Genomic DNA, 26,032 nt, shown 5'->3' with positions numbered 1-26,032 from the left:
ACGGCACCCGTTCTCGCAGGCACCGTTTGAAATTGAAGAACCCCGCCCCAAGTGGCGGGGATTCTTCCTTGGCTATGGAAATAGAATATTTTATAGTCGTCCGCTAACCCCGCGCCAAGTCGCGGGGAATGCGCGGGCTGCGCCATTCAAATACACGCTCAACAAAGTTGCTTCACGGTCAACCGAAAAACCATTGATTCCAACAAAGGAATTGAGTATTTCTTGTGCAGTTGGCATCTCGTCTTCTCTTTCTCCGCCGCAAGTGAAAGAAGAAGATCGGTCTCGAACTTGTATCCTGAACGAGATTCTTCTATTTTCTTCTTCCTTAAATGGTCATTTATCATACACGACAATACATCTTAATAAAGTGTAGAGGCGCCAATTTGCGTACGATTCCGATTCTGATATTTATTTTCTTTTTTTCTTATTCGGTTTCAGCAACTTCATCGGCAAGCAGATTCGCCGGGGGAATGACCGCCTACGCGCAGTATGCGGACATAGCTGGCGATTACGGCCATATGCGCGGAATGGCCTGGGGTCTTGGCGGGTTGCTTCAATTCAATCTCACCAGCCATTTCCGCATTGGATGCATTGGGAGCACCTACAGCCTTGACTATCAATCACCCGGCCTTTCGGGAAGCTACCTTGACATGGGTTATGGAGGCCTGACTTTCGAATTCTGTCTCCCAACCGCATTCGGCCGTTTTTCATTGGGCGCCATGGCCGGCGGAGGCGGGATCACCAACCTTCATGTTCTGTCACGCACGCCGGACGACACGGTTTCGGCACATTACGAATCGCATGCGGCCATGCTCGCCTCCCCCATTCTTACCTACGAATTTTGGCTGACAAAAGCGATATCTTTTTTGGGCAGGCTTGAATACCTTGTTGCAATGCATGAAGGGAAGGTGTCCACGCTCGGCGGCCCGGGCTTTCGGATAGGAATCATGTTTAACAAGTAACGCCGGCCTGCTAAAGATTTATCCATCGCTTCAAGCAAATCCGTTTATACAATGGTATATTTATCTATTATGAAACCTTCAAAGAATAACATGATTGCCAGGCGCAGCTTCTTAAAAACCTCCACTTTAGCCGCCGCCGGCCTTGCGGCCGCTTCCGTCGGGTTAAGAACGGCATTCTCCCGTTCCTCCGGCTTTGTCACCGGCATGCAGATCAATCCGGACATCGACAATCTCCGCGTAGTGGCGTGCTGCGATCCGTCAATGGAAAACAGCGTCCCGCTTAAATGGGACACGGCGTCCCAGAACAGCGTGGTAAACGCCGCTAAAGTTTCGGACGTCATGGACGCCATGGCACGGGCGCTTGCGCAGAAGGCCGATACGCAGGCGGCGTGGGCCACCATCCTAAAAAAACCGGACGCCAAGGCGTGGCCGGACGTCCGGATCGCGATAAAAGTCAACTGCTCGGGCCTCGACGCCACCACGGGACTGCACCCGCGCGCTGCGTTTATCAATAAAATCTGCAGCGTGCTTAACGGATTCGGCGTCCCCTTTGCCAGCATGGTCATTTACGACACCATGGACGACGCCGTGTCGAATTTCAGCGGATTCAAGGGCACCCTCCTCCCCGCCGATGTCGTGGTGAGCAACGGAGGTGACACGTTTCCGGTCACCGTGATGGGTGAGGCGCTCAAGTGCACCACGCTCATCCAGAACGCGGACGTGCTTGTCAACATAGGAGTCAACAAACCCCACATCGCCACTTGGGTCGGGCTCACCATGACCTGCAAGAACCACGTGGGCACCATCACCCGAGGCGCGCACGGATCGAACTGCCCGCAGGACCTCACGCAGCTGTTCGAGCTCAACAAGAACGAAGCCATCATCGGCACCCCTTCGGCCGGCGTGCCGTGCCGGCAGCAGCTCTGCATCGTCGATTCGCTGTGGTCTTCGAAGGCCGGCGACTGGAGCTGCATCCCGGACACGCCGCTGTATTACGCGGTGATGGGCACGTTCGGCCCCGCGGTCGATTACTTGACAACACGGAAGATCCGCATCGACATCATGAATTGCACCACGCACCCGGACGCGGACCTCAACCGGTTCATCACCGATTTCGGGTACGCCGACGCCGACCGGCAGAGCCTCACGACGCTCACGCCGGACCAGAACTTCGGCCGCGGCTGGGTCGAGGTACCGGCGTCGGGAATAATTTACGGCCATTCGTCAACCGCGCCCGGCGCGCAGACCGTTGAGCTTTTGATAAGCGGGAGAAACAAAAGGGCGTCCCTGCTTCACGTATCGTTTCCTTCCACCGAACCCGTTGCAGGCGCATCGGTGTTTTCACCGGATGGGAGACTGGTCTGCTTGCTCGAATCGCCGCTGGCAGGGCGTTTTACCTGGGACGGCACCGCAGGCGGCGGTCATCACGCTGGTCCGGGACAGTATTATTTACAGATACACGGTCCGCATATGGCACGGTCGTATCATTTCAGCTATTATTGATGCCTTCCCCGTCCGTCCAGTTATTTTTCAGATTCCCGAATCATGCCGAGCTTGCAATCGATGATGGAGTGTCATAATTTTTAGGATCATTGGAGCTGAACCATGGATGATATAAAGACCCTGACGGCCGGGATTCTTGAAAAATCGGAATTCCTGAACGCCGTCCGCCCGCTCAAACAGGGAAAAACCAAAAGCCGGCTGTTCGGCGACGCGGTGCGCCATTTGTCGGAGGACGAAATATCACGGCTCAAGGCGCAGGGCAACCGGGCCGCCGACTGGCATCTCATCCTGGTGGCCGAGGCCTTCAGGCCCGGCGGGGTTACCGACTCCGCGTTTTTCGGCGTCTGCGTGCTGGGCGCTTTCGACGGGCGGCCGGTCGCCGCCGATGCGTCGCTTGCCATTCCATGCGGGATTTACAAAAGCGTCATTGTCGAATCGGAAATCGGCAACAACTGCCTCGTGTACGACGTTTCCATGGCACGCTATCTTGTCCTCGACCAGGCGGTGGTTCATCGCGTGGGCGCGCTGGTGTGCACGGGAACCTGCACGTTCGGCAACGGCCTCGACATTCCGGTGGGAATAGAGACCGGCGGCCGCGAAGTGCAATCCTTCGCCGACATGACGATGACGGCAGCGCAGGCGATCGCGGCGCGGCGCTCCGACAGGCAGCTTCAGTCCGGTTACAGGGATTTTGTAAAGGCCTATGCCGAGGCCGCGGCTTCGGCGTTCGGCATTGCCGGGCCGGGCTGCGTCATCAGGAACACCCCCCGTGTCGCCGACACTTTTGCCGGACCGGGCTGCTTCATCGACGGCGCAACGCTCGTGGAAAACGCCACGATCATGTGCACACCCCAGGAAAAAGCGCTCATCGGCGGCGGCGCGTTCGTGCGCAACTCGTGCGTGCAATGGGGCTGCGAGATAACTTCGATGGCCATCGTGGACGACTCGGTGCTCACCGAGCATTCCCGCGTGGAACGCCATGCAAAGGTGACAAAGAGCATCATAGGCCCGAACACGGAAATCGCCGAGGGAGAGGTGACCGCGTGCCTGGTCGGACCGTTTGTGGGCTTGCATCACCAGGCGCTGCTCATCGCGGCATTGTGGCCCGAGGGCAAGGGAAACGTCGCCGCCGGCGCCAATGTGGGCTCCAACCACACCGCGCGGGCGCCCGACCAGGAACTCTGGTGCGGCGAGGGCACGTTTATCGGGCTGGGCGCGAATATCAAATTTCCCTCCGACTTTTCCCGCGCGCCCTACGGGATCATCGCCACCGGCGTCACCACCCTTCCCCAGCGGATGGAATTCCCTTTCTCTCTTATCAATAAGCCATCGGCGGCGCCCGCCGGCGCGCCGCAGTCCCTCAACGAGCTTATCCCCGGCTGGGTGCTTTCAGACAACCTCTATGCGGTGAAGAGAAACGAGAGCAAATTCCTCAAGCGCAATAAGGCGAAGCGCGGTGCATTCGCTTGCGACACGCTGCGGCCCGACACCATTGACCTTATCGTTTCGGCCAGGGACCGCCTCAAAAACGCCGCGCCCGCGCGGGAGTGGTACGGGCCGGCCGACATCAACGGGCTCGGCGAAAACTTCATGACCGAGGAAAGCAGGAAAAAAGGTGTTGCGACCTACGATTTTTACATTGAATATTATTGTCTCTGCGGTCTCGCGGGACGTCTGGCAGGCGGAGCCGCGGCCGTCTCGGTCTTCCGCGACGCAACGAAAGACCCCGTTTGGGAGCACCAGCGCGGTCTTTGCGGCAAGGAAGGGCTTGCCAAACGCGGCGTCAAGGAGAACCTGACCCGGCTTTTTCAGATGCACGAGAAAGTCGCGGCCGATACGAAAAAGGCCAAACAGAAGGACGACGAGCGCGGCAGACGCGTCATCGCCGATTACGATGCGGCGCATACGCAGGCAAAAGATGATTTATTTGTCAAGGAAACTACGGATAAAATAAAGAAAATGAAGGCCGAACTGGAGCAGATCATCGCGAAGCTCTGAGGTTTGCCGGAACGGATTATTTTTCTCTTTACGGTCATTATTTACCTCCATGCATCGGCGGTTACGAATTCTGTGAACCTCATGCCCCAGCCTTCCTCTCGCCCGCTCGGCATTTTCCTCATAGCCCTGTTCAAACTGATAAAAGGGGCGCTGTTTGTCAGCCTCGCCGTGATTGTGCTCAAGCTGCTCGACAAGGACATTGCCGACCTCTTCATGGTGCTGATCACCAAGCTGCATATCGACGCAGAAAACCGATTTGTCCAGGACATTTTCATGCGGCTCGACCTGATAGACAACCGCCTGCTTAAGGAGATAAGCGCGAGCGCGTTTTTCATGGCCGGGATGTTCTTTACCGAAGGCGCGGGGCTGTTGTTTCAGCGACGGTGGGCCGAATACATGGCGGTGTTTGAAACGGGGCTGTTCATTCCGTTTGAACTGTACGAGATGGTCTGGCATGGCACGGTCACGAAGGTCATTCTGCTGGGCATCAATATCGCCGTCGTGGTGTATCTGGTCGTTTTGCTGGTCCGGAAATCTTCGGAGAAACCCGCCGCCCGGTCCGGACAAGAAAAGCGCCCGTCTGCCGAAAAGACGGGCGCGTGATTCCTGCCCTGTAAACCTGCACCGGGGTTCATTTCACGAGCGTGACATTTTTCCTCGCATCAAAATAGGAAGTGATGAACGACCCTTTCTTGGTCGTGCCGCGCGAAACGACGCCGTCGATATAATTGGTATCGACCTTGGTCTCGACGGTAAACGAGTACAGGGGTATGGAAAGTTCTGTATTCACATACATGCTGGCCTGGCTTTGGGTGATGCTGGACGCGATCGTGTCGCCTTGGTTGATGGTGAGGGTCAGGATCGAAATCGAGGTGTCGCACGTGAGAACCGTGCTCCAGGTCGTGGCGTTCGCGACTTGAAAACATGGACGATCTGCGCCGCTGAACTGGTAGGGCGTTACACCCGGTATTTGCGCGGTTCCTTCTATGGAAATCAGGTACTTCACCTTTACATTGATGATGCCAAACGGCGCATGGAAGGTTGTATCGCCGGCGGCGTTGACGTACTGCCACGATTTGTTTACGGCCAGGGGCAGATCGTATGCCTTCACCCTGATGCTGTCGTCAAACCATCCCGAAGGAGGATACACATAGGAAACCCCGGTAGCGGAATGATGGAGCAGAAGAAAGCTTGTGGTGGTGCTCTCCGCCGCTCCCGCGACGGTAGAGACGGTGTCGCTGGTCTGTACCACATACACCATTTCCGAACCGGAAGGAGTGGCGTAGATAACCTTGCTGTATTTATGGTGCTCCGCCGTGTCCCTGGTGATAAACGAAGTGTTTGAAGAGTCACGCGTGGTGATCGTCGTATCGGCGCCGGTTTCGAGCCACCACATTCCGGTGATGAGCTTCCGCACGCCGCCCAGCCTCGCGGTGTCAATCACCATGATCGTGTAGGTCAACGACAGTGAATCGACCGCGGCTCCGCCCCTGCCGATGATGTGCACGGTATATAACGAATCGTACTGGAGACTGTCGCCGACAAGATTAAGGTTGACCAGGGCGGTGTCGCCTTTCATCGAAAGGTTGTAGCACGTCGAGGGTAATCCCGCAAGCGAAACGGTGGCCGCATCGCCGTCGCTGTCGCCCACCGCGATCTGAACACTCACCGATTGTCCATAGCGCAGCGTGTCAGGCACGCCGCTCGGCGAGAGCACCTTGGACCACATCGTGTTGACCGTGTCAACCGGTTTTGAGGGATTGGAGCATGAAAGCGACAGGCATGCTGCAATCACGAAAAAAAGAACGGCCCCCAATATTTTTATCATCACGGTCCTCCTTTTGGCTTTTATGACAAAATTAAAATCATAAGTAAATGGTACCATTAATTTGAGACTCATGTCAGTAATAATCAGCCGCACGGCCACGAATTTCAGAGTTGGAATGATGATTTCCGTTTTTTAAATACACAGATGAATTTTTTTAGTGTATAATTAATCAGCTTGCAATGTGTCACAATCCAGGGGACATTTATGGATGAGGCAGTTCGGGAAATCGTAAAAGTAGACAAACAATACCGGAAAAAACTCTTTACCGCCTATTTGCTGGGCATCGCGGTCATTTCGCTCACGGTCGGCCTCGGATGGGGGCCGCTCATGCACTTCATGAAAACCGCCTATTTCGCGCCGCTGATGAATGTGTCCGAGGCTCTTGTGATGTTTGTGCTCTTTTGCGTCATCGGCCCCTCCATTTTTCTCATCTTCATAGGACGCAGGATAATGACTTCCCGTCGCATGCCGTATCCCGGGCAGAAAGTGATCCATGACACCGTGGTCATCACGGGGAAAAAGGCCGTGATGCGCGGCAGGATGCTTTTTATTCTCGGGATTTCCGCGATCATCATCTCGATCGCCGGAGCAGCCCGCTCGCATTACATTTTTGAAAAAATGAGGCATTTCAACCCCATTGCGGAGTGGAACAAGAGCAAGGTCTGAATCTCCGGTGCGCCTGTGGAGCATCCATCCCGGTTATCTTGACGCCCAGGGCCTCGTGGCGCTGTGGCGAGAAGCGCTTCTTGCGCGTAAAGTTCTGCGCGGGAAAACCACCGCATACCGCAACCATCCCCAGCTCAGGCGTTTTTTGCTGAGTAACAATCCCCGCGCATCCATTCACCGATACTTGCATTTCGTGTTTGAGGAGGCGAAACAGCGGGGATACCATTTTGACAGAAGAAAAATATCCGGACCAGTCCAAAATGTAAAGCTGCGGGTGACCGCTGGTCAACTGCGCTACGAACTTGCGCACCTCAAGCAGAAGCTCCGCGACCGCGATAAAAAAAAGCGGAAAGAGATCTCAGGAATAAAAGCGCCGCTGCCGCACCCAATCTTTCTTATCGTTCGTGGCGGAATTGAGGATTGGGAGAAAAGAACCTGACCGCTTCCCTACTGCGACCACGTGGTCGGCTTTCTGTCCCACCGGTGTTTTTTCAGCTCGCCCAGCATTTTTTCATCAAGCGGCCCCTTGTTGCCCGCGGCAATGTTCGATTCCACGTGTTTCGTTTTACGCATGCCCGGTATGGTGGTTGACACGACTGGATTGCTCAGGATGAACCGCAGCGCCGTTTCGGGCAAGGTCATTTGTGCGGGAATGATCTTTTTAAGCCGCTCCGCGTGCTCGACGCTGGCCTTGAGGTTTTCAGGCACGAAGTAGGTTCCGCGCCAGTCGTTCGCGGGGAACTTTGTATCGAGCGTGATCACGCCGGCGAGCGTGCCTTCGTCGAACGGCACGCGGGCGATCACCGCAATCTCCTGCTCTTTGCAAAGCGGAAACAGGAGGTCTTCGGGGGACTGGTCGAAAATATTGTAGATCACCTGCACCGACTCGATGAGGCCAGTTCTTATCGTGTCAAGGCCGTTGTCCGGCTCCCACCGGTTGATGCTGATGCCAGCCGCTTTAATTTTTCCCTGCTTCTTAAGCGAGGCGACCGCCTCCTGCCATCGGGTGTCGTCCGCCCAGCCGTCTTCCCAGACATGGAACTGGATCAAATCAACCGGCGCATCGAGATTTCTGAGGCTTTTTTCAACATATTCCCTGATATGGTCCGGCGGGAAGCATTCGTCAAGGGAATATTCCCGCTTGGAAGGCCATTTGAAATTCTTGGGCGGGATTTTCGTCGCAACGTAAAGCTTTTTGCCGGGATGCCGCTTGATCAGCCTGCCGAGGATCTGCTCGCTCTTGCCGCCGCCGTAGGCCCAAGCGGTGTCGAAGAAATTGCACCCGAGATCGACCGCCCGGTCAAGCGCTTCCTCCGATTCCTTGTCGCTGCCACCGGTCCAGTCGGCGAGGCCCCACATGCCGCAGCCGATTTCGCTGATCTGCCAGTTTGTTTTGCCGAAGGTACGGAAGTTCATTTGAGTGTTCCCCCAGGGGTAAATGTGAAGAAGACGATCCAATTTATAACAAAAGCGGATTAAAGCCGGCTTCCTTGAAGTGCGCATCTTTTGTCAGCGCATCTAGTATTCCAGCACTTCTCATGACAATAAAGCTGAAACAATCGGTAAACGACCATTCGTGATCATGGTGTTTTAGAAAAAAAGCTTTTGTACTGTCGAAATGTTCTGGATCCATCCAGTCAATTCGACAAGTCCTAGAGGACATTACGCCGTCAAAAAGATTTGAAATAGCTTGTGCATGCTCCCATGCCTTCAGAAGCGTCGCGGTTTCATTAATGATATAATCCGTGGCAACAAGCCTATTTCCGTTTTTTATAACGCGGCGGACAATGTCGCTTGCCGTTTCATGTTTATCGTCGTCATTGACCACAATAGAAAACAAACCGCTCGTATCGAAGAATATTTCATTTGCCATAAATGATTTCATCCATTTCCCTGTTGCTTAACCTCGCCTTTTTCCCAGAGACAATTCCGTCAAGCTGGAGAATGGGATCATCAATATCAACCTTGTTATTGATAAACCGGTTCAAGCCGGATCACCGGCCGCCCGCGGTATGTCATAAGCATTCTTTTACCCTGTCAGCGAATGATTTTTTCTGCGTTCTTTCTGAACTCCAGGACGGTGACCGTTTTCACACTGCACTCCCTTGGTAAAATATAGATAAACATCAACTTAAAGTTAAATATAGAAATTGGTAAGAATGTCAAGGGCCAAGGCAACCCCAGAGGTTCCACGCGCCGCAGTTCCTCATTTCCCCGGGACATCCCAACCTGAGTGCCATGCCACAATATATAACTACCCTTCCCCGATAACAAATCAAGCCTATTTTTAAAATTCTTCCACTTTTTTTCCCCTCATCTTCATGATCTTCGTGGTTAATATTATTTTCTTTTTCTTTTTAACGAGCTTTTCGTTCCCCCGCTTTCGCGAGGACAAGCCTGGCGAGAACATCGTTTTTATTTGCGCCTATGGAAAAACGTTTAAATATCCGCGTGAAATCTTCCCGGCTGCGGCCGCTTATCCTGACAATTCCCGTTCTTTTTTTACAGCTCCAGGCATCCGACGAAACCGACAGTCTCCTTTTCCAGCTCGTGGTCTCCGGCCCCCTCACCGAGCTCAACCGGTGTATTGACAAATGCTCCTCCCTCAACTGCCGGCGGCCCGACGGCACCACGCCCCTGCTTGCCGCGGTGCAGGCAAACAATAACGCCGCAGTAGGCATCCTGCTCGAGCACGGCGCTGACGCGTCGCTCGCCGACACCATGCATTTCGACGCCCTGTACTGGGCGCTGCGTAAAGGGCACTATCAGATCGCCGACGCATTGCTTGCGCACGGCGTCAACGTCGACCGCCCCAATGCTCAGGGCAATTCGCCCCTGATGTCGGCGGTCATGCGCGGTGACCTCGCCACCGCGCATTATTTACTTTCGCGCGGAGCAGACCGCAAACGCAAGTCCGCCTCCGGGCAAACGCCGAAAGCGGTCGCGCAGCGCAACCGCGACACGGCCATGGTCGGCATGCTCACATCGTTTACCGCCGCACAACCGGCACAAACGGCCGCCGATACCAGCGCCGACCGCAACGGCAATACCTTTATGGACGCAAACGAATTTTTTGCCGCAATCCAGTCGGGACGGCGCAGCTTCTGTGCATGCGTGTTCATGGGAATGGATTTAAAGGGAATGAAGCTTTCGGGCCTTAATTTTCAGCAGGCGAACTTCTCCGGGTGCGACCTGCGCGGCGCGGACATGCGCTCGTGCGACCTGTGCGCCGCCGTGCTGCGGAGCGCGTACCTGCACGGCGCCGATCTCAGAAGCGCGCAGGTTGACAGCGCGGACTTCGGCGGCGCCATGCTCACCGCCGCCGACCTGCGCGACGCAAAGGGGCTCACGTTCGACCAACTGCGGAGCGCGCAGAATTTGTTTAAAACAAAAATGGACGACGAGACACTCGATGTCATGAAACGGGAATACCCGAAACATTTCAAGGACCCGGGAGGGGCGTGGCATGTGGAGGCGGTGAAAGCAAAGTGAATTATCCGATTGATTTGCAGCACTTGTCATGACGCTGACGCCATCCTTCCACCAATACGGTATTGTTTTTCTCATTTCTATTGCAATTATCCTCGATAAGAATAATTTTCCTTGAATCAAACTTTCCATCGGGAATATCCCTATGACCGATATTCAGTTCACCGAAGGCGACGCCAAACTTCTTCCCCTTGTCGCTCCCCTCTGGAAAAAACTCACCCGGCACCACGCGGGGATTTCCGTTTTTTTCAGCGGACAGTTCAGGTCCATGCAATGGCCGGAGCGCAGGGCCGACCTGCTCGAAAAGTCCCGGACCGGAAAACTGCATATTGCCTTGGCCGATACACCCAAAGGCGCCTGCGTCGGATACTGCGTGGGCGCCATCAACCCCAAAGGCCATGCTGAAATAGAATCCCTGTTCGTTGAGGAAAAATTCCGCAAGCAGCGCATCGGCAGCACGCTGGTCCGGATGGTGATCGACTGGTTCGAGGCAAAGCGTGTGAAATCCATGATGGTGAACGTTGCGGTGGGAAACGAAAACGCGTTTAAATTTTACGAACAGTGGGGATTTTATCCGAGGGTCACGGCGCTGGTGAGAAAGAATAAAAAAAAGAAGATAGCCACAGAGACGCTGAGGACACAAAGAAGAAAATGATTGTCATTATTAAAAAGAGGCAAAATAGATGATTGCTGTCACTCCCGCGCACGCGGGAGTCCAGTCAACAAATCAAGCATGGATTCCCGCTTTCGCGGGAATGACAAATACATCGAAGGTCAAATTTTTTTTCCAATTGAATTAATACCCCTAAAATCTCTTCTCTGAGTCTCGACGGTGATATTTATTTTTTTCCCCAGGGCCACAACCGAAATTTTGGTCTCTCGCAGCGCGGCAGTTGGTTTTTTCTTGAATGATATTCTCGGCAGGGGAGGCAATCGCCGTGGCGGACGCATTTTTTCTTTGGACAGGTGCAGTTCATAATTGCAGATTGTAGAATTAAGGCTGTTGGATTAAAACCTTTATAAGGAACATTTCCTCTTCACTCTTTTTCTTTTCCGTGCTCCAGTGTCTCCGTGGTGATTTTTTTTTAAAACCTCACATCAGCCGTAAGCCTGAAACCAATTGACTGCCCGGGAAACGTGTATTCAGTCCCCTCCTTGCCGAGGTACCCGATAATCATCGCGCCGATGGTGAGGTTGCCGAGCGTGGTGTAGCCGATCGAGCCGGTCACGATGCCGCAGACCTGGGAAATGTTCATGATGCCGTTGATGTTGAACGTGAGGTCACTCAGAAGGAACCTGCTGATGCCCACGAACAGCGCCGCATACAGCGGCGAATGATAGTTCGCGTCGTACAGGCCGCTCGCCAGCAGGTATTCCGATTTGGTAAGGCGGGGCTGCGAGGGCGCGAAACCGCTCGGCGCCGATTGCAAGAAAGAACTGCCGATGCCGTATCTGCCGGTGTCTGCGAAAAGGTTTTCGGTGTATCCGCCGCCGTTGTAAAATCCCTCCACCTCCACCTGCAACGCGTCGTGGAAGTCCATGAAATCGAAGAACCGGCTTATGCCCAGGCTGACGCGGGGCGTTACGCCGTTTTTCACCGTGTCGATCCATAAGAGCGAATCATGCATGGCAATACGGGGCTTCACGTCGCCGTTTGAGATACTCATTTCGCCCGCGACGTCGAGCCCGAGCACATGCGTGGAAATATCGTATCCCAGCACCACCGGCTTCCCGCGCTTGCCCCAGGCGCTCAAGGCCATTTCCGTGCCGCCGAAAAGGTACTCGCCTTTCAGGCTCAGCGCCAGGCTGTCGGGCCGCGTGGCGCTGTGAAGGTCAAGGAACCCGTAGAGATTGGCCACGGTGCCGAACGGCACATGCGCCTTGGCGCCCAGCACGCCCTCCCGGAAACCGATCTTCTCGATGAACGGCCTGCGCTCCACGTTGATGAGGTCGGTGGGGTTCCAGAAATAGCACCTTCCCCACTGGAGCACCTGCTTGCCGACGCGGAAATACGCGCGCCGGTTCGCATTGACATCAAGGAAAAGTTCGCGCAGGGAAAGCGCATACCTGTCAAGCGAATCGAGCGCCGGCATGTAATCCACTTCGAGGTTGCCGAACACCTTGGTCTCGTTGGGGAGGCGGGAGTCGAGCTCCACCGAGCCCACAAGCAGGTTCATCATCGACGTGTTGGCAAGGCGGTAATGGGTCAGAAAGTCGCTGTTTGCCGACAGCAGCGAAGCCGCGATGATGTCCCCGCCCACCGAGGTGCCTTTTTTTTCCGAAGGGTCTTTTACCCGTTGCGTATCGGCAAGGGATGAAGGTGCCACGAGCGTTGTGGTGTCGGAGAACAGGGCGCTTTCGTCCACGGCTGGGTCGGCGGCAAATAGTGTAAAAATATACAGCGATATTATGAGGATGATGTTATGAAGATAGGACATGGGCTCTTCCTTTTTCCGTTCACCTCACCCCTTCTCCCCACCCCCTCGCAAGGCTCAGGGGCCGGGGGAGATAGGGTGAGGCGTCAACCAGTATTCTCTTACTTGCTCAAATTCTCCAGATACGCCTTTGTAAAGATCTTGTCGTCCAGCTTTTCCATGACGATGCCCGAGATCTTCACCTGGGTCTTGTTCCCCTTTTCGAATTCGTCGACGAACATCTGGTCAACGGGCACGTACCTGCCGCTCACCGTGGTGTATTTGAGGAAATACGACGTCTGCATGAGCGTGCCGGACGAGGAGTAGTCCTCTTCCTTTAACATGAGCGAATTGTCGATGCGGAGCCAGATCTTTTTCCTCGGATAATCCACGTCGTTTACTTTTGCCTTCACCTCAAACTTGTACACCGGGATCTGGCCGAGCTTTTCCTCGGTCACGTGCTCTTTTCCGAGGGAGTCCCTGACGCCCTCGTAAAGCTCGGTCACGGGCCTGCGCTCGAAGTCCTCGCCCTTGGCGTTGGAGCCCGCGATGCTCTCGTCGCGGTTGATGTGCTGAAAGGTGCGCGTGTTCTTGCGGTACATCCAGAAGTTGTCGGCCACGCGCAGGTAGCCGTTGCCTTTTTCCGACTCCGGCCCGGTCATCACGATGAGGTACGAATCGTCGGCGTCGCGGCGGTAATACAGCACGTCGAACTGCTTGATGCCCTGGCCCGCCTTCTGCTGCGTGAGCGTGACGTCCGCCTTGATGTCGGAGGTCAGCTTGTGGTTGGCCTCGATCTTCACCAGGAGCTCCTGGATCGGGGGCTGGGAAAAAATGGGCAGGCAGAGAACAGCAATGAAAAGAAGCCCTTTCTTCATTCAATCTCCTCCAAATTTGTCGGGAAAGCCGCGTGGTTATTATCAATGTATTGAATCATTAAAATAATGGATGAACCGGCGGCAGCTTGCAATCATGTGAGGTCCAAAAAGGTCCCCGGTAAATCCTTCAGCTGCCATTTCAGCATATCCACGGCACCAGCCTTTTTGTTTTCTCCATATAATGGCCATATCCTGGAAATTCCCTTGCCATAAACCGTTCTTCTTTCCGGATGCGAAGCAGGATGCCGGCGACGCTGAAGGGGAACAATATGAACGCCAATGCCGAATGGAGCATCACACCCGAGCCGATCACCTGGAGCAGCGTGGCCGCATAAAGCGGATGGCGGATGACGCCGTAAATTCCCCTGGTGTAAAGCGCCTGGCCCTCCGAGCGTTCAACCTTGGTTGAAAAGCCGCGGCCGAGTTGAAGCAGCGCCGTGATGCGCAAGGCAATTCCGCCCGCGAGAATAACGGTGCCGCTGCCGAACCACAGCGCGGGAAGGGAATGGCTTTTCAGCATCGCCTCGAAAAACGCGCCGTACATGGCGGCCATAGCGGGAACGGTCACCAGGTAGAACGTGGCGTCGCGTACCCTTTTGCGCCGTGAACCGGCGCGCGCGCGAAGGCCGATAGCGACCTCCAGAAAGCCGTAGGCCGCAATCATAACGATCCAGGTGAGAACCGGGGGTGAATGCATTTTGTCAAGGTCAAAGATCATTCCTGTTCCTTATGTTTTTGTTAATTGCACGATCCTGCAAAACAGCAATTCCTTCGATTGCGTCATCTCCCAGCCCGTCCATGAAACAAGTTCCTTCATTTGATCAAGGTTTCTGCCGCGCTGAGTCCGCCCAGTCCACCTCCAATGACGATACCATTATATTTCATAGAACGCTATCCGCTTTTTCGATTGCGAATATTACGCCGTCAGCACCCCAGACCTGCTCATGAAAACCTTTGGCCCCTCCATGATATTAAATCCGGCCTTCCCCGCCTTCACCATTGATTCCTTGAACTCGTCCCTTGACACATGAAAATTAGGCTCGACGATCAGGGCCTTCCCGTTCTCCTTAAGCAACGATTTGATTTCCCTGAAAAAACCGCCTTTATCAAGCACTTCATGGAGCATGTAGAACACGAGGATGAAATCCGCCCGTTCTTTCACTCCGATTGTATCCGCGCCGGTCTTGTGCGGCGTGATCCTGCCTTCCAGTTCGGAACCCCGTATCTTCGCCTTCAGCCTGTCAAGCATGCCGTCCTGCAGGTCGCAGGCGTAAACCCGGCCGGAGGGACCGACCATGGCCGCCATGGGAACGGTGAAGAATCCCGGCCCGCACCCGATGTCGATGACGGTCATTCCTTCATGCACATAGGGACCCACTATTTTTTTCGGGTTCTGCAGCCAGCGCCGGATGGTATTGTCCAATCCGCCCGCCAGCTCGACGGGGCACACACGGTTTTTGTCTTTTGGCGTTATCCCGGCCATGGCTGCCTCCTTTTATTTCCAGCATATATGGACCATATATTGGATCTTCAGCGCATCCGATATCATTGCCGCAAACCAGTACTTGGGCGCCAGATGTCTTTTCCGGCCTTTGAAATACTTCATGACCGTTGTTACCCGTATTCTCTCGTCCCATGCCGTGATGTCCCGCACATTCTTGACTCCCCAGGTGAGAAACGACTGCTCGCCGAGGCCGCCAGCCCGTATCACAAGCTTGTTTGCGATTCTCACGCCGAACGGCGAAGCCAGGTCGGCGACCAGTTCGCATCCGGGGAATTGGTCCGCAATTGTCAAGAACAATTTTCTGACTTCGTCCTCCTTTAAATAATACAACACCCCCGAGGCCACCAGCAGCACACCGTCATCCGTCCCGATCTTATTCATCCACGACATGTCAAGAAGCGACTGCGAAAGAAAAACCTTGCGCTCCGACGGCGCGATGAATTTTTTCCGCAGTTCCATCACGTCCGGCATATCAAGGTCATACCACGTGCATGTGCCGTTGTCCACCCGGTCGAACGTGGTGTCCATGCCGCAACCGAGGTTGACCACGGTCCCGGCAGGATGTTTCGCGAGGAACCCCTTTACCATCGCGTCAACGAGCATGCTCCGCACGATCCATGCGAGACGAGAGAGTTCGTTCATATTTTTTACGATTGCGGAAAAGTCGTAGTCGATCATTTCCATTATTTCGACGGCCTTTTTGTCAACCAATAGCGGGTTTGTTTTTCCGCTCTCACGCGCGCCCCCAGAGCGGAAGTAAAAGGGTCTTTTGGACCGGGCCCAAATCGATGAGGATTTTGTCAGGCATGGTTGAGCCAATCATGAAGGAGTTTCGTCCGCGCACATCACTCGTAATGCCTTAGCGCCGCGGCCGCGGACAGGTTGGCCGCGCGCCGCGCCGGAAACCATGCCGTGGCCACCGCGATGAACAGGATCAGCGCGGTGTAGGCAATGGTCCCGGCCACCGTGGGCGCGAAATGGAGATGGCTGTTCACCAGCAGCATGCCGATAGGATTGTCCTGTGTATTGATGGTGATGATCGACAGGCCGGCCATCGCGATGAACGCCGCAATGGTCCCGCCGGCAATCGCGAACAGGGCCAGGAAAAAAGTCTCGAGCACAAACGTGTTGCGGACGTCCTTCTTCTGCATGCCGATGGCGCGCACCGTGCCGATCTCGCGCGTGCGCTCGCGGATGGTCATGCGAAGCGTATTCACCACGCCGATGAGGATGATGAAGAACAGCACCATGACCGCGCCGAGCGTGATGAAATTGAGCGCGATCTCGAGGTTCACCACCATGCTCGCGCTTTCGTACATCGACTGCACGTTCACCGTGAACGCCCTGGTGCGCATCCGCGCGACTTCCTTGGACTGCTTCTGTGCCTCCGTGGTGGTTTTGGTGCGCTTGAGCAGCAGCCATTCGGGCGCGAGCGCGGCATAGACGGGATTTGTTGTTTTCGGTAGAAGCGCGGCAGTTGCGGAATCCGCGGGCTTGGGCCAGTGGTCGTAATAGAATTTGTAAAATTTATTTTCGTTGATGAGCACGGCATTGTCGGGCACCAGCTTCGACGGAGCGAACACGCCGGTCACCGCAAGCTTTTCGGCCCAATCCTTTTCCTCGTATTTGGGACGGAACGAAAAAACGCAGGTGTCGCCGGGCTTTACATTGAGGACGGAGGCGATTGCCGAGGCGAGCACGACTCCTTCTTTCGCAAACGGCCCGGCGCCGACGCCTGCGCTTTTCAGTGAATCGCCGAGCATCTGACGGACAAGCGAATCGTTTTTAAATCCCAGCGCCACCGCCTGAGCCGATTTTCCCTTGAACGCAATGGTGCCGCAGGCGGCGGCCAAAGACGGTTCCAGCGCGGCGTGGAGCGAGTCGGCCCAGCGTTTCGCGTTGAGCTTCGGGTCGGTCTTTATCATGATGTAAAGCTGGCCGATGTCGTGCGGCCCGTAGTTGCCCAGCTTCTTGAGGTTCTTGATATAGAGGAAAATCGGCGCCGCCATGAACACGTTGGCGGGCTTGAAGATGCCGACCACGGTGAGCCGCGCCGCCTGGTTCTGGCCGTGGATGTCCTGATACCGCACGTGGAGCATGTCGTTGTATTGCACGTTGAGCGCCTTGGCCTTCGATTCGGCGAGCACCACCGGGTTCTCGACGTCGGTGCGCATCACGTCAAGAAACGAGCCCTTGATCATCCTGAAATTCGCTGCCGCTTCCTTCTCGTCCTCCTTGGTGCCGCTCTTGGGGTCGAGGCCCACCATGATCACGTTGTCGTTCGCGCCGTTGCCGATGGCACGCGCCATGATGCCGATGGCCTCCTGGACGCTCGCGATGTCGGGGATCGCTTTTTTCGCGATGGTCATCATGCGGTCGCCGTCCGCGAACAGCATGCGGTACAGGTTGCCGTTCTGCGAAAAGCTCACGCTGATGTGGCCCGAGGTGTACTTGATGATCTTGTTGAAGATCACGTCGCTCAGGCCGTGCGAGAATGCGTTGGCGAGCACGAGGATCATCATGCCGAACGCAATGGCGGTGCCGAGCAGAACATTGCGCCGTTTCTGGCGGACAAGGTTGCGGAGGGCGATCTGGGCTATGACGTTCATTTTTTCTCCAAGAAAAGATTCACCGCAGAGACGCAGAAAAAACAGCGCTTCCGTCGCTGATATTTTCAAACCCAATCATTGCTATCCTCTATTTCTCGGCGTCTCTGCGGTGAATCTTCTTCAATCCCTTTGAACCGCATCAAGGGGAGTAATTCCCTGAGCGACACGCGTCGGATATATCACGGCAATGAGAGTCACTATCGTAAGTTGAATTATCGATAGAACAATGTCCATCGCCTTAAGCATCGGCCTGAACGTGTCGCCGCCGAACAGCAGCTGCACCATGTCGTTCGTGGTGGTGAAATGCCCCAGCGCCAGCAGGTTGACGCTGATGACGCCCGTCACGATGCCGATGCCGCCGAACACGAACGACAGCATGGCGGTCTCGGCGAGGAACATGGTGGTGATGAACCCCTTTTTCGCGCCCACGGCGCGCATCATGCCGATCTCGGCGGTGCGCTCGAGGGCCGCCATGCTCAGCGTGTTCACGATGATGATGATGGCGACGAAGAAGAGAAACATGACAAACACGAACAGCGCCGCCTTGATGAGCGTTGCCATGCTGCCCACGGGCCCGAGCGCCTTTTTCCACGACACGGCGCGCACGCCGAGCTTTTTTTCCTTGAACACCGCGTTGAGCTTCGCGATCGACTTCGCCGGGTCGGCGCCCTTTTTCAGCAGCACGAACACGAGGTTGTAGGCGCCGGCGTCCACATCGACGGTTTGGGGAGTTTCGGCGCGGCTGGCGGCCGCCGCGGTTTTTTTCGCGGGAGCGGCGGTGTTCGCCGTCATCACGGCGTCGTTCGTGAACAGAGCGTCCATGTTGTCGCTGTTCATTGAAAACAGCTTCTGCTGCTCGGCGGACAGTTCCACTTTGTCGGCGGCGGCGAAATAGCCCAGGCATCGGCGGTACGACTCGATGTCCACGATCACAAACCTTCCCCACAGCGAATTGAGCGCCTTGTATTCGATGATGCCCTTGACCGGGAGCCTGATGTCGGTGGTCGAGTTGTCCTCGTTGAACCCCATGAGCACGGCGTTGGTTTTCGGGATGAGCGTCGCCGCGTCGGGCTTCACCTCCTTGGGCAGCTTTGCCGTGTCGAGCGTCTGTCCCTCGGCCATGAACCAGATGTTCGTGTAGGCCGCGAACTCCTTTCTCGCCCACGCCGGCACCAGCGCGCCCTGTTCGTTCTTGTCAAGGAGCCTTCCCTCGACGACCCTGACGTTCCCGGGAAACATTGTCCGGTATTTCTCAAAGTCAACGCCCACCAGGAACGCGTTGCCGGGCATCCCGTTCTCCTCCTCGTTCAGGATCATCGCGAGGTTCTTGCCGGCGGGCAGGCACCGTTCGACGAACGGCTGTTCCCCGAGCGCCCTGCCGATGGCGGGATAATCGTAGAGGGGCGGCACCGCCTTGCCCATGAATTCCATGAACACGTTGTCGCTCTCCTGCTTGTCAGACACGAGCACGATGTCGCCGGTGAAGCTGTTGACGATGGTCTGCTTGAGGCCCTCGTTCATGCCCGAGATGACGCCGTTGCCCATGGTCATGACGAGCGCGCCGAAAAACAGGATGGACCCGATCACCAGGCTTTTTCCCCGGTGGCGCATGATGTTGCGCCATGCGATTTTTATAATGAGGTTCATCGGTCAATCCCTGCTGATGAGGCCGTCTTTGATCTTGATCACGTGGCTCGCATACTTGAGTACATTGGCGTCGTGCGTGGAGAAAATGAACGTGGTGCGCTGGCGGTGGTTCATCTCCCGCATTGCGTCGAGCACCGACGCGCCCGTCACCGAGTCGAGGTTTGCCGTGGGCTCGTCGGCGAGCACGATGTCCGGGTTGGTGACGAGCGCGCGCGCGATCGCGACGCGCTGGCGTTGCCCGCCCGAGAGCTCGGCGGGCTTGTGCTTCATGTACTCTCTGAGTCCTACCGCGTCAAGGAGCTCCTCGGATTTTCTTTTCACCTCGGGCTTCGATTTGTTTTTCATGAGTAGGAGCGGGAACTCAACGTTTTCGAGCGCGTTGAGCACGGGAATGAGGTTGAACGTCTGGAAAATGAATCCGATTTTGTGAAGCCGTATGTCGGTGATCTGTCGGTCGTTGAGCCGCGTGATCTCCTGTTCGCCCACCCGCACGCTTCCTTCGGTGGCGAAGTCGATGCACCCGATGATGTTGAGCAGCGTCGTTTTACCGCTGCCCGACGGCCCCACGATGCTGAGGAAGTCGCCCTTCTCAATGGCGAGGTCTATTCCCCGCAGCGCGTGCACGGTAGTCGTCCCGAGCGCGTAGTTTTTTTTGAGCGCCTTGGTCTCGATGATATTTATCACGCGGCCTCCATTATTAATATTTTGTTTTCGAAGTTGGATTTTGAAAATACTATATGCCTTATAAAATAAAATACGATGGCGGGGGAAGTCTCCCCCTGGCCCCCGGCTTCCGCCGCATCCCAAATGTCAAGCAAAAAGCATCGCCGGGATACGGCGGCGATCCGGGGGCACACCCCCTCTTTGGCGCCGGTACCATCGTGGCTTGCGGTCATTCGAGTGGCTGTCGTTGCGGCAGTGGTAATAGAGAGTTTACGTACTATGGAATGAAGAAACATTATAACGGCATAAGGCAAATAATTTGGGTTACTTTACAACTGCACTCAGCGGAAGCTGCACCCCAGGGGGATACTTCCCCCACCAGAGAAATAATGGAATGAAGAATGTGGATAGCTAAAAATAAAAGCGGGTATGTCCAGGAGGGGGATCTAGGAGGATACCCGCTTGGTCATGTTGAAGGTTTTGCAACCGTTCAACAGATTTATTTTATTAAACGAGGGAGGAAAAAGTCAGTAATAATGTAATTGACCATAAGCGGTCATGGGTGGATATTTTTCTTACCTTTGGTAACACGGATTATTCTTTTCCTTTGACCAAGGCGGGGAATTAAAAATGTTCCGGGGACTTTTTATTTCAGGAAAAATATTTTCTGAAATACCTGCCCGCCGTTATACGCTGCTTTCATTAAAAATATTCCTGATAGGGAAATTTCATGACTGATGACGTTTCTTCCCGCCGTGATTCCGATATTTTTCAACGCAAGCAATTGCCTTCCTGACAAATCGTAAAAATAAAGATCAAGGGATGAGCTTTTATTTGCGTCAACAATAAGAATTCTCTTGCCTGATATGTTCTGGATGATTTTTAAATTAAAATTATGATCAAACCCCTCTCCCGTCCCTATTTCTTTTCCCTTTGCTCCGGCGCTGGAAAATTCAAAGGCGCCGATATCCGGCTTCGTATCTCTCGGGTTTCCCAGAATATCATCAACCGGCATGTTCGCGGCGTCGGCCGCGCCGATGGCCGGGCTTCCTGAAGGGATGCTGCCGTACGTGTTCACCAGGCGCTCGAATTCCTGGCGTATGGTCGTGCTGCCGCTTGTAAACATACCGTTTGTTTCGTCCCAGACCGGCAGCACGATTCCCGACTGGTTTGTGTCGAGCAGCGGGTCGGCCACGATTATTCTCGCGTCCGCGGCCGGCAGCGGCGAACCGGTTGACGGCAGCGGATCGCCCTTGTTCCAGAATAGGTTGTTCGAGAGTGTGATCGAGGACGTGTCCACGTCGCCGTAGGTGTTGACAAATCGGTTGGTCATGGTGCCGGTCGGGTCGCACCAGATGTTGTTGTAAATGTAAAACCCGGACGCCCTCGGGTTGGTGCCTTCGGTGCCGATGCGGAAACCGAACGATCCCCCGGGCAAATCACCGACAATCGTATTCGCCCTCACGGTTATATTTTTGCACCCCTTGAGCTGGATCGGCGCGGCAAGCGGGTTCGCGGAATTGCCGATCATCAGGTTGTTTTCGATGAGCGAGTTGGTGATCATGTATTCCGGCAAATCGTCCTCGCCGAACTGCACGAACGCCTGGTCCGCCGCGCCGTCCCAGTTGAGGAACACGTTTTTGTATACGTGGATCCGCGGGTTGCGCGCCGGCTTGTAGGCGGCGGGCATGGAGTCCTCCTGCACCTCGCGCTTGATGGTCATGAACGACTGCGCGAGCGGCGCGCTGCGCTCGAAGAATATGTTTTCGTATATGTCAAGCTCACCCGGCCGCGTCGCGTCGATGAGGTCGGTGCCGCCCGCGCTCGGCCGGTCGTAGAACACGTTCCCCCTGATCTGGATGTCGCGCGGGTAGTAGAGTGTGTCGCCGCGGTTGATTTTAAGGAGCTCGTTGCACGCGCCCGGCGCGTTGTTGCCGAACAGGATGTTGTTTTGGAAAACAATGTCGCAGGCGTCCTGGAAATGCACGAGGTAGTTCGCCTCCCTGCCGTCGGGACAGGTGTAGCCGGGATACACGTTTGAAAAGACAAACCCCTCGATGCGGATTTTCGCAGATCCCTGCGTGTAAATCGACAGCGCCTCGCCGCCCAGATTGTTCTGGATGTTCGTGAGCTTCGCCTTGTACTGGTACTCGGCGCGCACGGTCAGCCAGTCGGAAAACGAGCGGCCAATGTACTTTGAGCCGTTGTAGGTACCGTCGGCGACGAGAATGGTGTCCCCGCCCTGGACCATTGATTTTCCCGCGGCGCCGCTGATGGTGGCCCAGGGTTTGGCAGAGGAACCGTCGCCCGCGGCGTCGGAGCCTGAGGGAGAGACGTGATAGGTAAGGCAAAAGGCGGAGGTTGATAAAAGGTAAAGGCATGATAAATATTTATTAATGCTTTGAATCATGCATGATTTTAGCGGTAAATTTATTTTTGAGGATCTTTCCATATCGTAATTTTACTTTCGGTCAAATCATTTCACCTTTCAATTTTTCAACCATATCATATTTTTCCCTGACTTTTCAAATAGACATCCTGCTGCAATTCTATTTTGATTTAACAGATACTTATTTCCCGCCACCATCCTCCCCCTCGCATCAACCACTCCCTTCCCCACTGTAAACGTCTTGTAATCAGGTTTAAACGTCCTTACCGAATTTCTCACCCCATTCGGCCCGTTCTTCCACTCATAAGCACCTATGTCGGGGTTTCCCACAAATATTCTGTTGAAAAACCCGAGCGGCACCTGAAACGCCACGGGCTGCCTTCCGGCCAGCGACTGCGGCAGCGTGATTGACGCATAGTCAAGCCCCGCGTCGACAATGCCCGCCTCGCTGTCGGCAAGGCTGTAATCCCCTACCGCTGCATTGGTGAATTTTGGGACAATGCCTGCTGCCCCAATGGAGATATGATCAAACGTCCCGCCGGCAGGCGCTGAAAAACCGCTCGACATCCACATATACCGTCCCGCGGCATTTGTCATTACCGCTCCGTTACGCGCGTTCACCAGCACCTGTCCGCTCTGCGTGCCGGACGGCACCGTGACGATGGTGTTGGTGAAGCTCACGCCCGCGCTCGGCGCGCTCAGATCGACCACCGGCGAAATGTAGGGCGTGACGATGGTGCAGTGCACCACGTACAGGGTGCCGTCGTGGTCATAGCCGCCGTCCTGGCCGAAGTGGATCACGGTCTTGTTGCCGCTCGCGTTCTGCGCCTTGACAATCACGCATCCGGACAGCAGCGCATGGCTGCCGGCCACCGTGGTCACGCCATTGTCGTCAACGAGGTCGAACTCGCGGTTCTGGCAGTCGTGCACGCGGCACCCTTCCACGATGGTGAGGTGCGCGCGGCTCTTGATGTCGTGGCCCGTGGTCGCGCCGTACACGTTGCACCCGCGTATAGTCACGCTCATGCCGCCCATGTAGAAATTGTGGTTGTACCCGGGATCGGCCGTGTTTCCGTTTTCATGCACGATGCAGTTTTCCACGAGCTGGTCGGCCGCGGAATTGTCGGTCACGGTGCCGTTCGACATCAGGCCCATGTCGTTATTGTGGATGTCGCAGTTGCGAATGGTAATGTCGTTCACCTGGTTGATGCGGAAGGCCGCGCCATTGTACGAGCTGTTCTGGCAGCCAAAGATTTCGAAGTTCTCCACCACACAGCTGTCCGCGCCCTGGTTAAACTGGAACATGGCGCGCGGCACCGAGCCCACGCCAGAATAATCGTAGCCGGTGCCGTCAAGCACAACGCGGCCGCCCGGCAGCACCCCGCGGATGAGGAGTTTTCTTTTTGTCAAATACACCGCCACGCTGTCGTAGGCGGCGTTCGCGGCCTTGGGATACACCAGGATGGTGTCGCCGCTGTTTGCCGAGGCATAGGCGCTTTCGATGCGGGAATAGGTTTTTCCCGGGCCGACCTCGAGGGCGGCGGAAAAAGCAAGGGTAAAGAAAGAAAGGACGAACAGGACAGGAAAAATAGGAAGGATGGACATGGCAGTCTCCTTTTTCCGTTTTTGCACTCTTTGAAAGAGACCTTTTATTTATCGACAACAAAAGTAGCTTTTGCTGATGCTCGGCCAATATTGACAACCGCAACATACGTCCCCGGCGCGCAAGGCCGCCATGTCATCATCCGTACGCCTGCTGTGGAATTATTCACCAGGCATTTTCCCGCAACGGAATATATTGCTACTGCCGATATGTTTTCCCCATCCATTCCCGCGAATGTCACCAAATGCCTTTTCGTGTCAAATCGCACCACCGGCTTTTCATTCAACCGGACGCCATTGCCGGAATAAAGTACCCCCGCCCCGTTCCCCGCCTCGTACGCGCCTATGTCAAACCCCTTTCCCTGCGGCCTTGCCGTGCCTTCGATGTCCCTGCTGGGCGCGAACTGCGAAGTGCCCTTGTCGACCGCGACGCACGTGTCAAGCAGGTGATAGTTCCCGCTGTCGGGGTTCACGAACAGCTGCGCCGGCGCCGCCACGATCGAGTGCATGTCCTGTCCGGTCTGCGAGCGCCACTGGGCCAGCGTCAGGACCGTGTTGTCGTCGGGCGTGAGACGGTCCATCACGATGTTGTAATCGCTCGTGAGCCCGACGGTGCTCCCCCCGCCCACGTCGATGCTGCCGTGCCAGGAGTGGTAATTGTAAAGTATGTTGTTATACAGGATGATGCCGGTGGGCGTGTTCTGGATGTTGACGCACCAGCGCGCGTCCGCAGCCTCGATGATGGTGTTGTTCACCACCGTGTCGAAGGTGGAGCCTTCGCTCGCGTCGGTCTGGTACAGCGAGATCCCGCTGGCGTGGTTGTTGTATAACAGGTTGTTCTGGAAGCGCGAGTTCTTCACGCCGTCGCAGTTGATGCCCGACCCGCCGGCCCTGCCGTTGTCGTAGATGATGTTGTTCTCCACGAGCGCGTTAGAGATGACGCCATCGCCGCCCTGCGACACGTCGCCGTTCATGTGGATGCCGTTCGCGTTGTTCGAGAACACCCGGTTTCCCCGAATGACCGGATGGTCGGCGCTGTTGCTGAAGTAAATCCCGTGCTGCACCACGGCGCGCGAACACACATTGTTCTCGATGAGCACGTTTTCGGCAAACCCGGTGAGAATGCCCCACGTGCCGCAGCTGTCGATGCTGTTGTCGCGGATCACCGCGCCCGTGTCGGTCACCGCGCGTATGCCCGCGCGCGTGATGGTGCCGGCGTTCTTGACAATAAACCCGTCGAGCACGATGTAACTGGCGCCCTCAAGGTCGATGCCGTCGGCCGTCTTGTTGTTGCGGCTGTTGATGATTGCGCCCGTCTGCGCGAGAAACACGATGGGCGCCGAAGCCGTACCGTTCTCCGGGTTGTCCCATCCCATCACGAAACCCGCGTAGGTGCCGGGTTTGACGATGACGGTATCACCGGGGCCGACGTTGTCCGCGGCGTGCTGCAGGGTTTTCCACGGCGCTGCCGACGTGCCGGCGTAGGTGTCGGAGCCGGTTGAGGAGCCGTCGACGAAATGGGTGTTGGCGAGAGTGAGGGAAAAGAATGATAGGACGAAGAGGACGGGAAAAATAGGACGGATGAGCATAGGGCTCCTTTATTGCAAAGAAGATTTTCTCGCAAAGAGCACAAAGGTCTTAAAGAATTTACAATCTAAGAACGACTCACGGAAGATTGCTTCGTCGCAAGGCTCCTCGCAATGACACTTACTTTTTCAATTTTCATTCCCGTTTTATTCTTGGTAATTATAAAACATCTTGCACAGGAATTATCTTGTGCATATGGGCTTTAGTCAATTAGAAACCTTTGAATTCATAGGGAAAACTGAAAACAGGGCAAAACTGTTCCTCAGAAAATTCTGTTGGAAAAAAGGCCATGT

General features: G+C 55.4%; 22 protein-coding genes. 8 read left to right on the top strand and 14 right to left on the bottom strand.

Going from position 1 to position 26,032, the window contains the following annotated elements:
- The first annotated feature begins 470 nt into the window (after positions 1 to 470).
- The 4 genes from VLX68_09365 (at position 471) to VLX68_09350 (ending at position 5,066) form a co-directional block, all read left to right on the top strand.
- Complete coding sequence (locus tag VLX68_09365; protein HUI92440.1) at positions 471 to 962, top strand: hypothetical protein; 492 nt, start codon at positions 471 to 473, stop codon at positions 960 to 962.
- A 90-nt stretch (positions 963 to 1,052) separates the two neighbouring features.
- A complete protein-coding gene (locus VLX68_09360; GenBank protein ID HUI92439.1) occupies positions 1,053 to 2,465 on the top strand; it encodes a DUF362 domain-containing protein in 1,413 nt (470 codons plus the stop codon).
- Positions 2,466 to 2,567: 102 nt separating this feature from the next.
- Positions 2,568 to 4,463: a DUF4954 family protein gene (locus tag VLX68_09355; protein ID HUI92438.1), complete on the top strand. Its 1,896-nt coding sequence runs from the start codon at positions 2,568 to 2,570 to the stop codon at positions 4,461 to 4,463.
- An 81-nt stretch (positions 4,464 to 4,544) separates the two neighbouring features.
- Positions 4,545 to 5,066 (top strand): DUF2127 domain-containing protein, encoded by a 522-nt coding sequence (locus VLX68_09350; protein ID HUI92437.1) that lies wholly within the window; start codon positions 4,545 to 4,547, stop codon positions 5,064 to 5,066.
- 28 nt (positions 5,067 to 5,094) lie between these two features.
- Here VLX68_09350 and VLX68_09345 read toward each other — a convergent pair whose 3' ends face one another.
- Positions 5,095 to 6,291, bottom strand: coding sequence for a hypothetical protein (locus VLX68_09345; protein ID HUI92436.1), 1,197 nt, complete (start codon positions 6,289 to 6,291; stop codon positions 5,095 to 5,097).
- Between the two features lie 204 nt (positions 6,292 to 6,495).
- Here VLX68_09345 and VLX68_09340 point away from each other — a divergent pair, with 204 nt between their 5' ends.
- Both VLX68_09340 and VLX68_09335 read left to right on the top strand, forming a co-directional pair.
- The gene (locus VLX68_09340; protein ID HUI92435.1) at positions 6,496 to 6,957 is read left to right on the top strand and encodes a hypothetical protein; all 462 of its coding nucleotides are present in this window, start codon (positions 6,496 to 6,498) and stop codon (positions 6,955 to 6,957) included.
- 7 nt (positions 6,958 to 6,964) lie between these two features.
- Positions 6,965 to 7,396, top strand: coding sequence for a pyrimidine dimer DNA glycosylase/endonuclease V (locus VLX68_09335; protein ID HUI92434.1), 432 nt, complete (start codon positions 6,965 to 6,967; stop codon positions 7,394 to 7,396).
- Positions 7,397 to 7,404: 8 nt separating this feature from the next.
- Here the strand turns inward: VLX68_09335 and VLX68_09330 are convergent, their stop codons facing one another.
- Both VLX68_09330 and VLX68_09325 read right to left on the bottom strand, forming a co-directional pair.
- Positions 7,405 to 8,373, bottom strand: coding sequence for an aldo/keto reductase (locus VLX68_09330; GenBank protein HUI92433.1), 969 nt, complete (start codon positions 8,371 to 8,373; stop codon positions 7,405 to 7,407).
- A gap of 43 nt (positions 8,374 to 8,416) precedes the next feature.
- Positions 8,417 to 8,842, bottom strand: a complete 426-nt coding sequence (locus tag VLX68_09325) for a PIN domain-containing protein (GenBank protein HUI92432.1) — start codon at positions 8,840 to 8,842, stop codon at positions 8,417 to 8,419.
- Between the two features lie 566 nt (positions 8,843 to 9,408).
- Here VLX68_09325 and VLX68_09320 point away from each other — a divergent pair.
- Together VLX68_09320 and VLX68_09315 are read left to right on the top strand one after the other, a co-directional pair.
- Positions 9,409 to 10,449 carry an ankyrin repeat domain-containing protein gene (locus VLX68_09320; GenBank protein ID HUI92431.1) on the top strand — a complete coding sequence of 347 codons (1,041 nt, stop codon included), beginning with the start codon at positions 9,409 to 9,411 and terminating at the stop codon, positions 10,447 to 10,449.
- Between the two features lie 142 nt (positions 10,450 to 10,591).
- Positions 10,592 to 11,101 (top strand): GNAT family N-acetyltransferase, encoded by a 510-nt coding sequence (locus VLX68_09315; protein ID HUI92430.1) that lies wholly within the window; start codon positions 10,592 to 10,594, stop codon positions 11,099 to 11,101.
- A 430-nt stretch (positions 11,102 to 11,531) separates the two neighbouring features.
- On the opposite strand, the gene VLX68_09310 is transcribed toward VLX68_09315, so the two are convergent.
- The 11 genes from VLX68_09310 to VLX68_09260 all read right to left on the bottom strand — a co-directional run bounded on the left by VLX68_09310 (position 11,532) and on the right by VLX68_09260 (position 25,741).
- On the bottom strand, positions 11,532 to 12,884 hold the full coding sequence (locus VLX68_09310) for a hypothetical protein (protein HUI92429.1): 1,353 nt from the start codon (positions 12,882 to 12,884) through the stop codon (positions 11,532 to 11,534).
- 98 nt (positions 12,885 to 12,982) lie between these two features.
- Entirely contained in the window at positions 12,983 to 13,738 is a 756-nt protein-coding gene (locus VLX68_09305) for an outer membrane lipoprotein-sorting protein (protein HUI92428.1), read from the bottom strand.
- A gap of 139 nt (positions 13,739 to 13,877) precedes the next feature.
- Positions 13,878 to 14,456 (bottom strand): isoprenylcysteine carboxylmethyltransferase family protein, encoded by a 579-nt coding sequence (locus VLX68_09300; GenBank protein HUI92427.1) that lies wholly within the window; start codon positions 14,454 to 14,456, stop codon positions 13,878 to 13,880.
- A gap of 198 nt (positions 14,457 to 14,654) precedes the next feature.
- Positions 14,655 to 15,221, bottom strand: coding sequence for a class I SAM-dependent methyltransferase (locus VLX68_09295; protein HUI92426.1), 567 nt, complete (start codon positions 15,219 to 15,221; stop codon positions 14,655 to 14,657).
- A gap of 12 nt (positions 15,222 to 15,233) precedes the next feature.
- On the bottom strand, positions 15,234 to 15,953 hold the full coding sequence (locus tag VLX68_09290) for a class I SAM-dependent methyltransferase (protein HUI92425.1): 720 nt from the start codon (positions 15,951 to 15,953) through the stop codon (positions 15,234 to 15,236).
- 134 nt (positions 15,954 to 16,087) lie between these two features.
- Positions 16,088 to 17,851 (bottom strand): FtsX-like permease family protein, encoded by a 1,764-nt coding sequence (locus VLX68_09285; protein ID HUI92424.1) that lies wholly within the window; start codon positions 17,849 to 17,851, stop codon positions 16,088 to 16,090.
- A gap of 120 nt (positions 17,852 to 17,971) precedes the next feature.
- Complete coding sequence (locus VLX68_09280) at positions 17,972 to 19,498, bottom strand: FtsX-like permease family protein (GenBank protein ID HUI92423.1); 1,527 nt, start codon at positions 19,496 to 19,498, stop codon at positions 17,972 to 17,974.
- A 3-nt stretch (positions 19,499 to 19,501) separates the two neighbouring features.
- Positions 19,502 to 20,182: an ABC transporter ATP-binding protein gene (locus VLX68_09275; GenBank protein HUI92422.1), complete on the bottom strand. Its 681-nt coding sequence runs from the start codon at positions 20,180 to 20,182 to the stop codon at positions 19,502 to 19,504.
- A 625-nt stretch (positions 20,183 to 20,807) separates the two neighbouring features.
- Entirely contained in the window at positions 20,808 to 22,571 is a 1,764-nt protein-coding gene (locus VLX68_09270; GenBank protein HUI92421.1) for a choice-of-anchor Q domain-containing protein, read from the bottom strand.
- A gap of 78 nt (positions 22,572 to 22,649) precedes the next feature.
- The gene (locus tag VLX68_09265) at positions 22,650 to 24,155 is read right to left on the bottom strand and encodes a right-handed parallel beta-helix repeat-containing protein (GenBank protein ID HUI92420.1); all 1,506 of its coding nucleotides are present in this window, start codon (positions 24,153 to 24,155) and stop codon (positions 22,650 to 22,652) included.
- A gap of 44 nt (positions 24,156 to 24,199) precedes the next feature.
- Positions 24,200 to 25,741, bottom strand: coding sequence for a right-handed parallel beta-helix repeat-containing protein (locus tag VLX68_09260; protein ID HUI92419.1), 1,542 nt, complete (start codon positions 25,739 to 25,741; stop codon positions 24,200 to 24,202).
- Positions 25,742 to 26,032 lie beyond the last annotated feature (291 nt).

This window comes from Chitinivibrionales bacterium, from assembly GCA_035516255.1.
Lineage (GTDB): Bacteria > Fibrobacterota > Chitinivibrionia > Chitinivibrionales > FEN-1185 > FEN-1185.
Note: the sequence above shows the minus strand (reverse complement) of the source record. Positions and strands in the feature narration are given on the sequence as shown.

Coding starts and splice junctions, on each gene's coding strand:
- VLX68_09365 (HUI92440.1), top strand. CDS start 471: ATGACCGCCTACGCGCAGTATGCGGACATAGCTGGCGATTACGGCCAT.
- VLX68_09360 (HUI92439.1), top strand. CDS start 1,053: ATGATTGCCAGGCGCAGCTTCTTAAAAACCTCCACTTTAGCCGCCGCC.
- VLX68_09355 (HUI92438.1), top strand. CDS start 2,568: ATGGATGATATAAAGACCCTGACGGCCGGGATTCTTGAAAAATCGGAA.
- VLX68_09350 (HUI92437.1), top strand. CDS start 4,545: ATGCCCCAGCCTTCCTCTCGCCCGCTCGGCATTTTCCTCATAGCCCTG.
- VLX68_09345 (HUI92436.1), bottom strand. CDS start 6,291: ATGATAAAAATATTGGGGGCCGTTCTTTTTTTCGTGATTGCAGCATGC.
- VLX68_09340 (HUI92435.1), top strand. CDS start 6,496: ATGGATGAGGCAGTTCGGGAAATCGTAAAAGTAGACAAACAATACCGG.
- VLX68_09330 (HUI92433.1), bottom strand. CDS start 8,373: ATGAACTTCCGTACCTTCGGCAAAACAAACTGGCAGATCAGCGAAATC.
- VLX68_09325 (HUI92432.1), bottom strand. CDS start 8,842: ATGAAATCATTTATGGCAAATGAAATATTCTTCGATACGAGCGGTTTG.
- VLX68_09315 (HUI92430.1), top strand. CDS start 10,592: ATGACCGATATTCAGTTCACCGAAGGCGACGCCAAACTTCTTCCCCTT.
- VLX68_09310 (HUI92429.1), bottom strand. CDS start 12,884: ATGTCCTATCTTCATAACATCATCCTCATAATATCGCTGTATATTTTT.
- VLX68_09305 (HUI92428.1), bottom strand. CDS start 13,738: ATGAAGAAAGGGCTTCTTTTCATTGCTGTTCTCTGCCTGCCCATTTTT.
- VLX68_09300 (HUI92427.1), bottom strand. CDS start 14,456: ATGATCTTTGACCTTGACAAAATGCATTCACCCCCGGTTCTCACCTGG.
- VLX68_09295 (HUI92426.1), bottom strand. CDS start 15,221: ATGGCCGGGATAACGCCAAAAGACAAAAACCGTGTGTGCCCCGTCGAG.
- VLX68_09285 (HUI92424.1), bottom strand. CDS start 17,851: ATGAACGTCATAGCCCAGATCGCCCTCCGCAACCTTGTCCGCCAGAAA.
- VLX68_09280 (HUI92423.1), bottom strand. CDS start 19,498: ATGAACCTCATTATAAAAATCGCATGGCGCAACATCATGCGCCACCGG.
- VLX68_09270 (HUI92421.1), bottom strand. CDS start 22,571: ATGATTCAAAGCATTAATAAATATTTATCATGCCTTTACCTTTTATCA.
- VLX68_09265 (HUI92420.1), bottom strand. CDS start 24,155: ATGTCCATCCTTCCTATTTTTCCTGTCCTGTTCGTCCTTTCTTTCTTT.
- VLX68_09260 (HUI92419.1), bottom strand. CDS start 25,741: ATGCTCATCCGTCCTATTTTTCCCGTCCTCTTCGTCCTATCATTCTTT.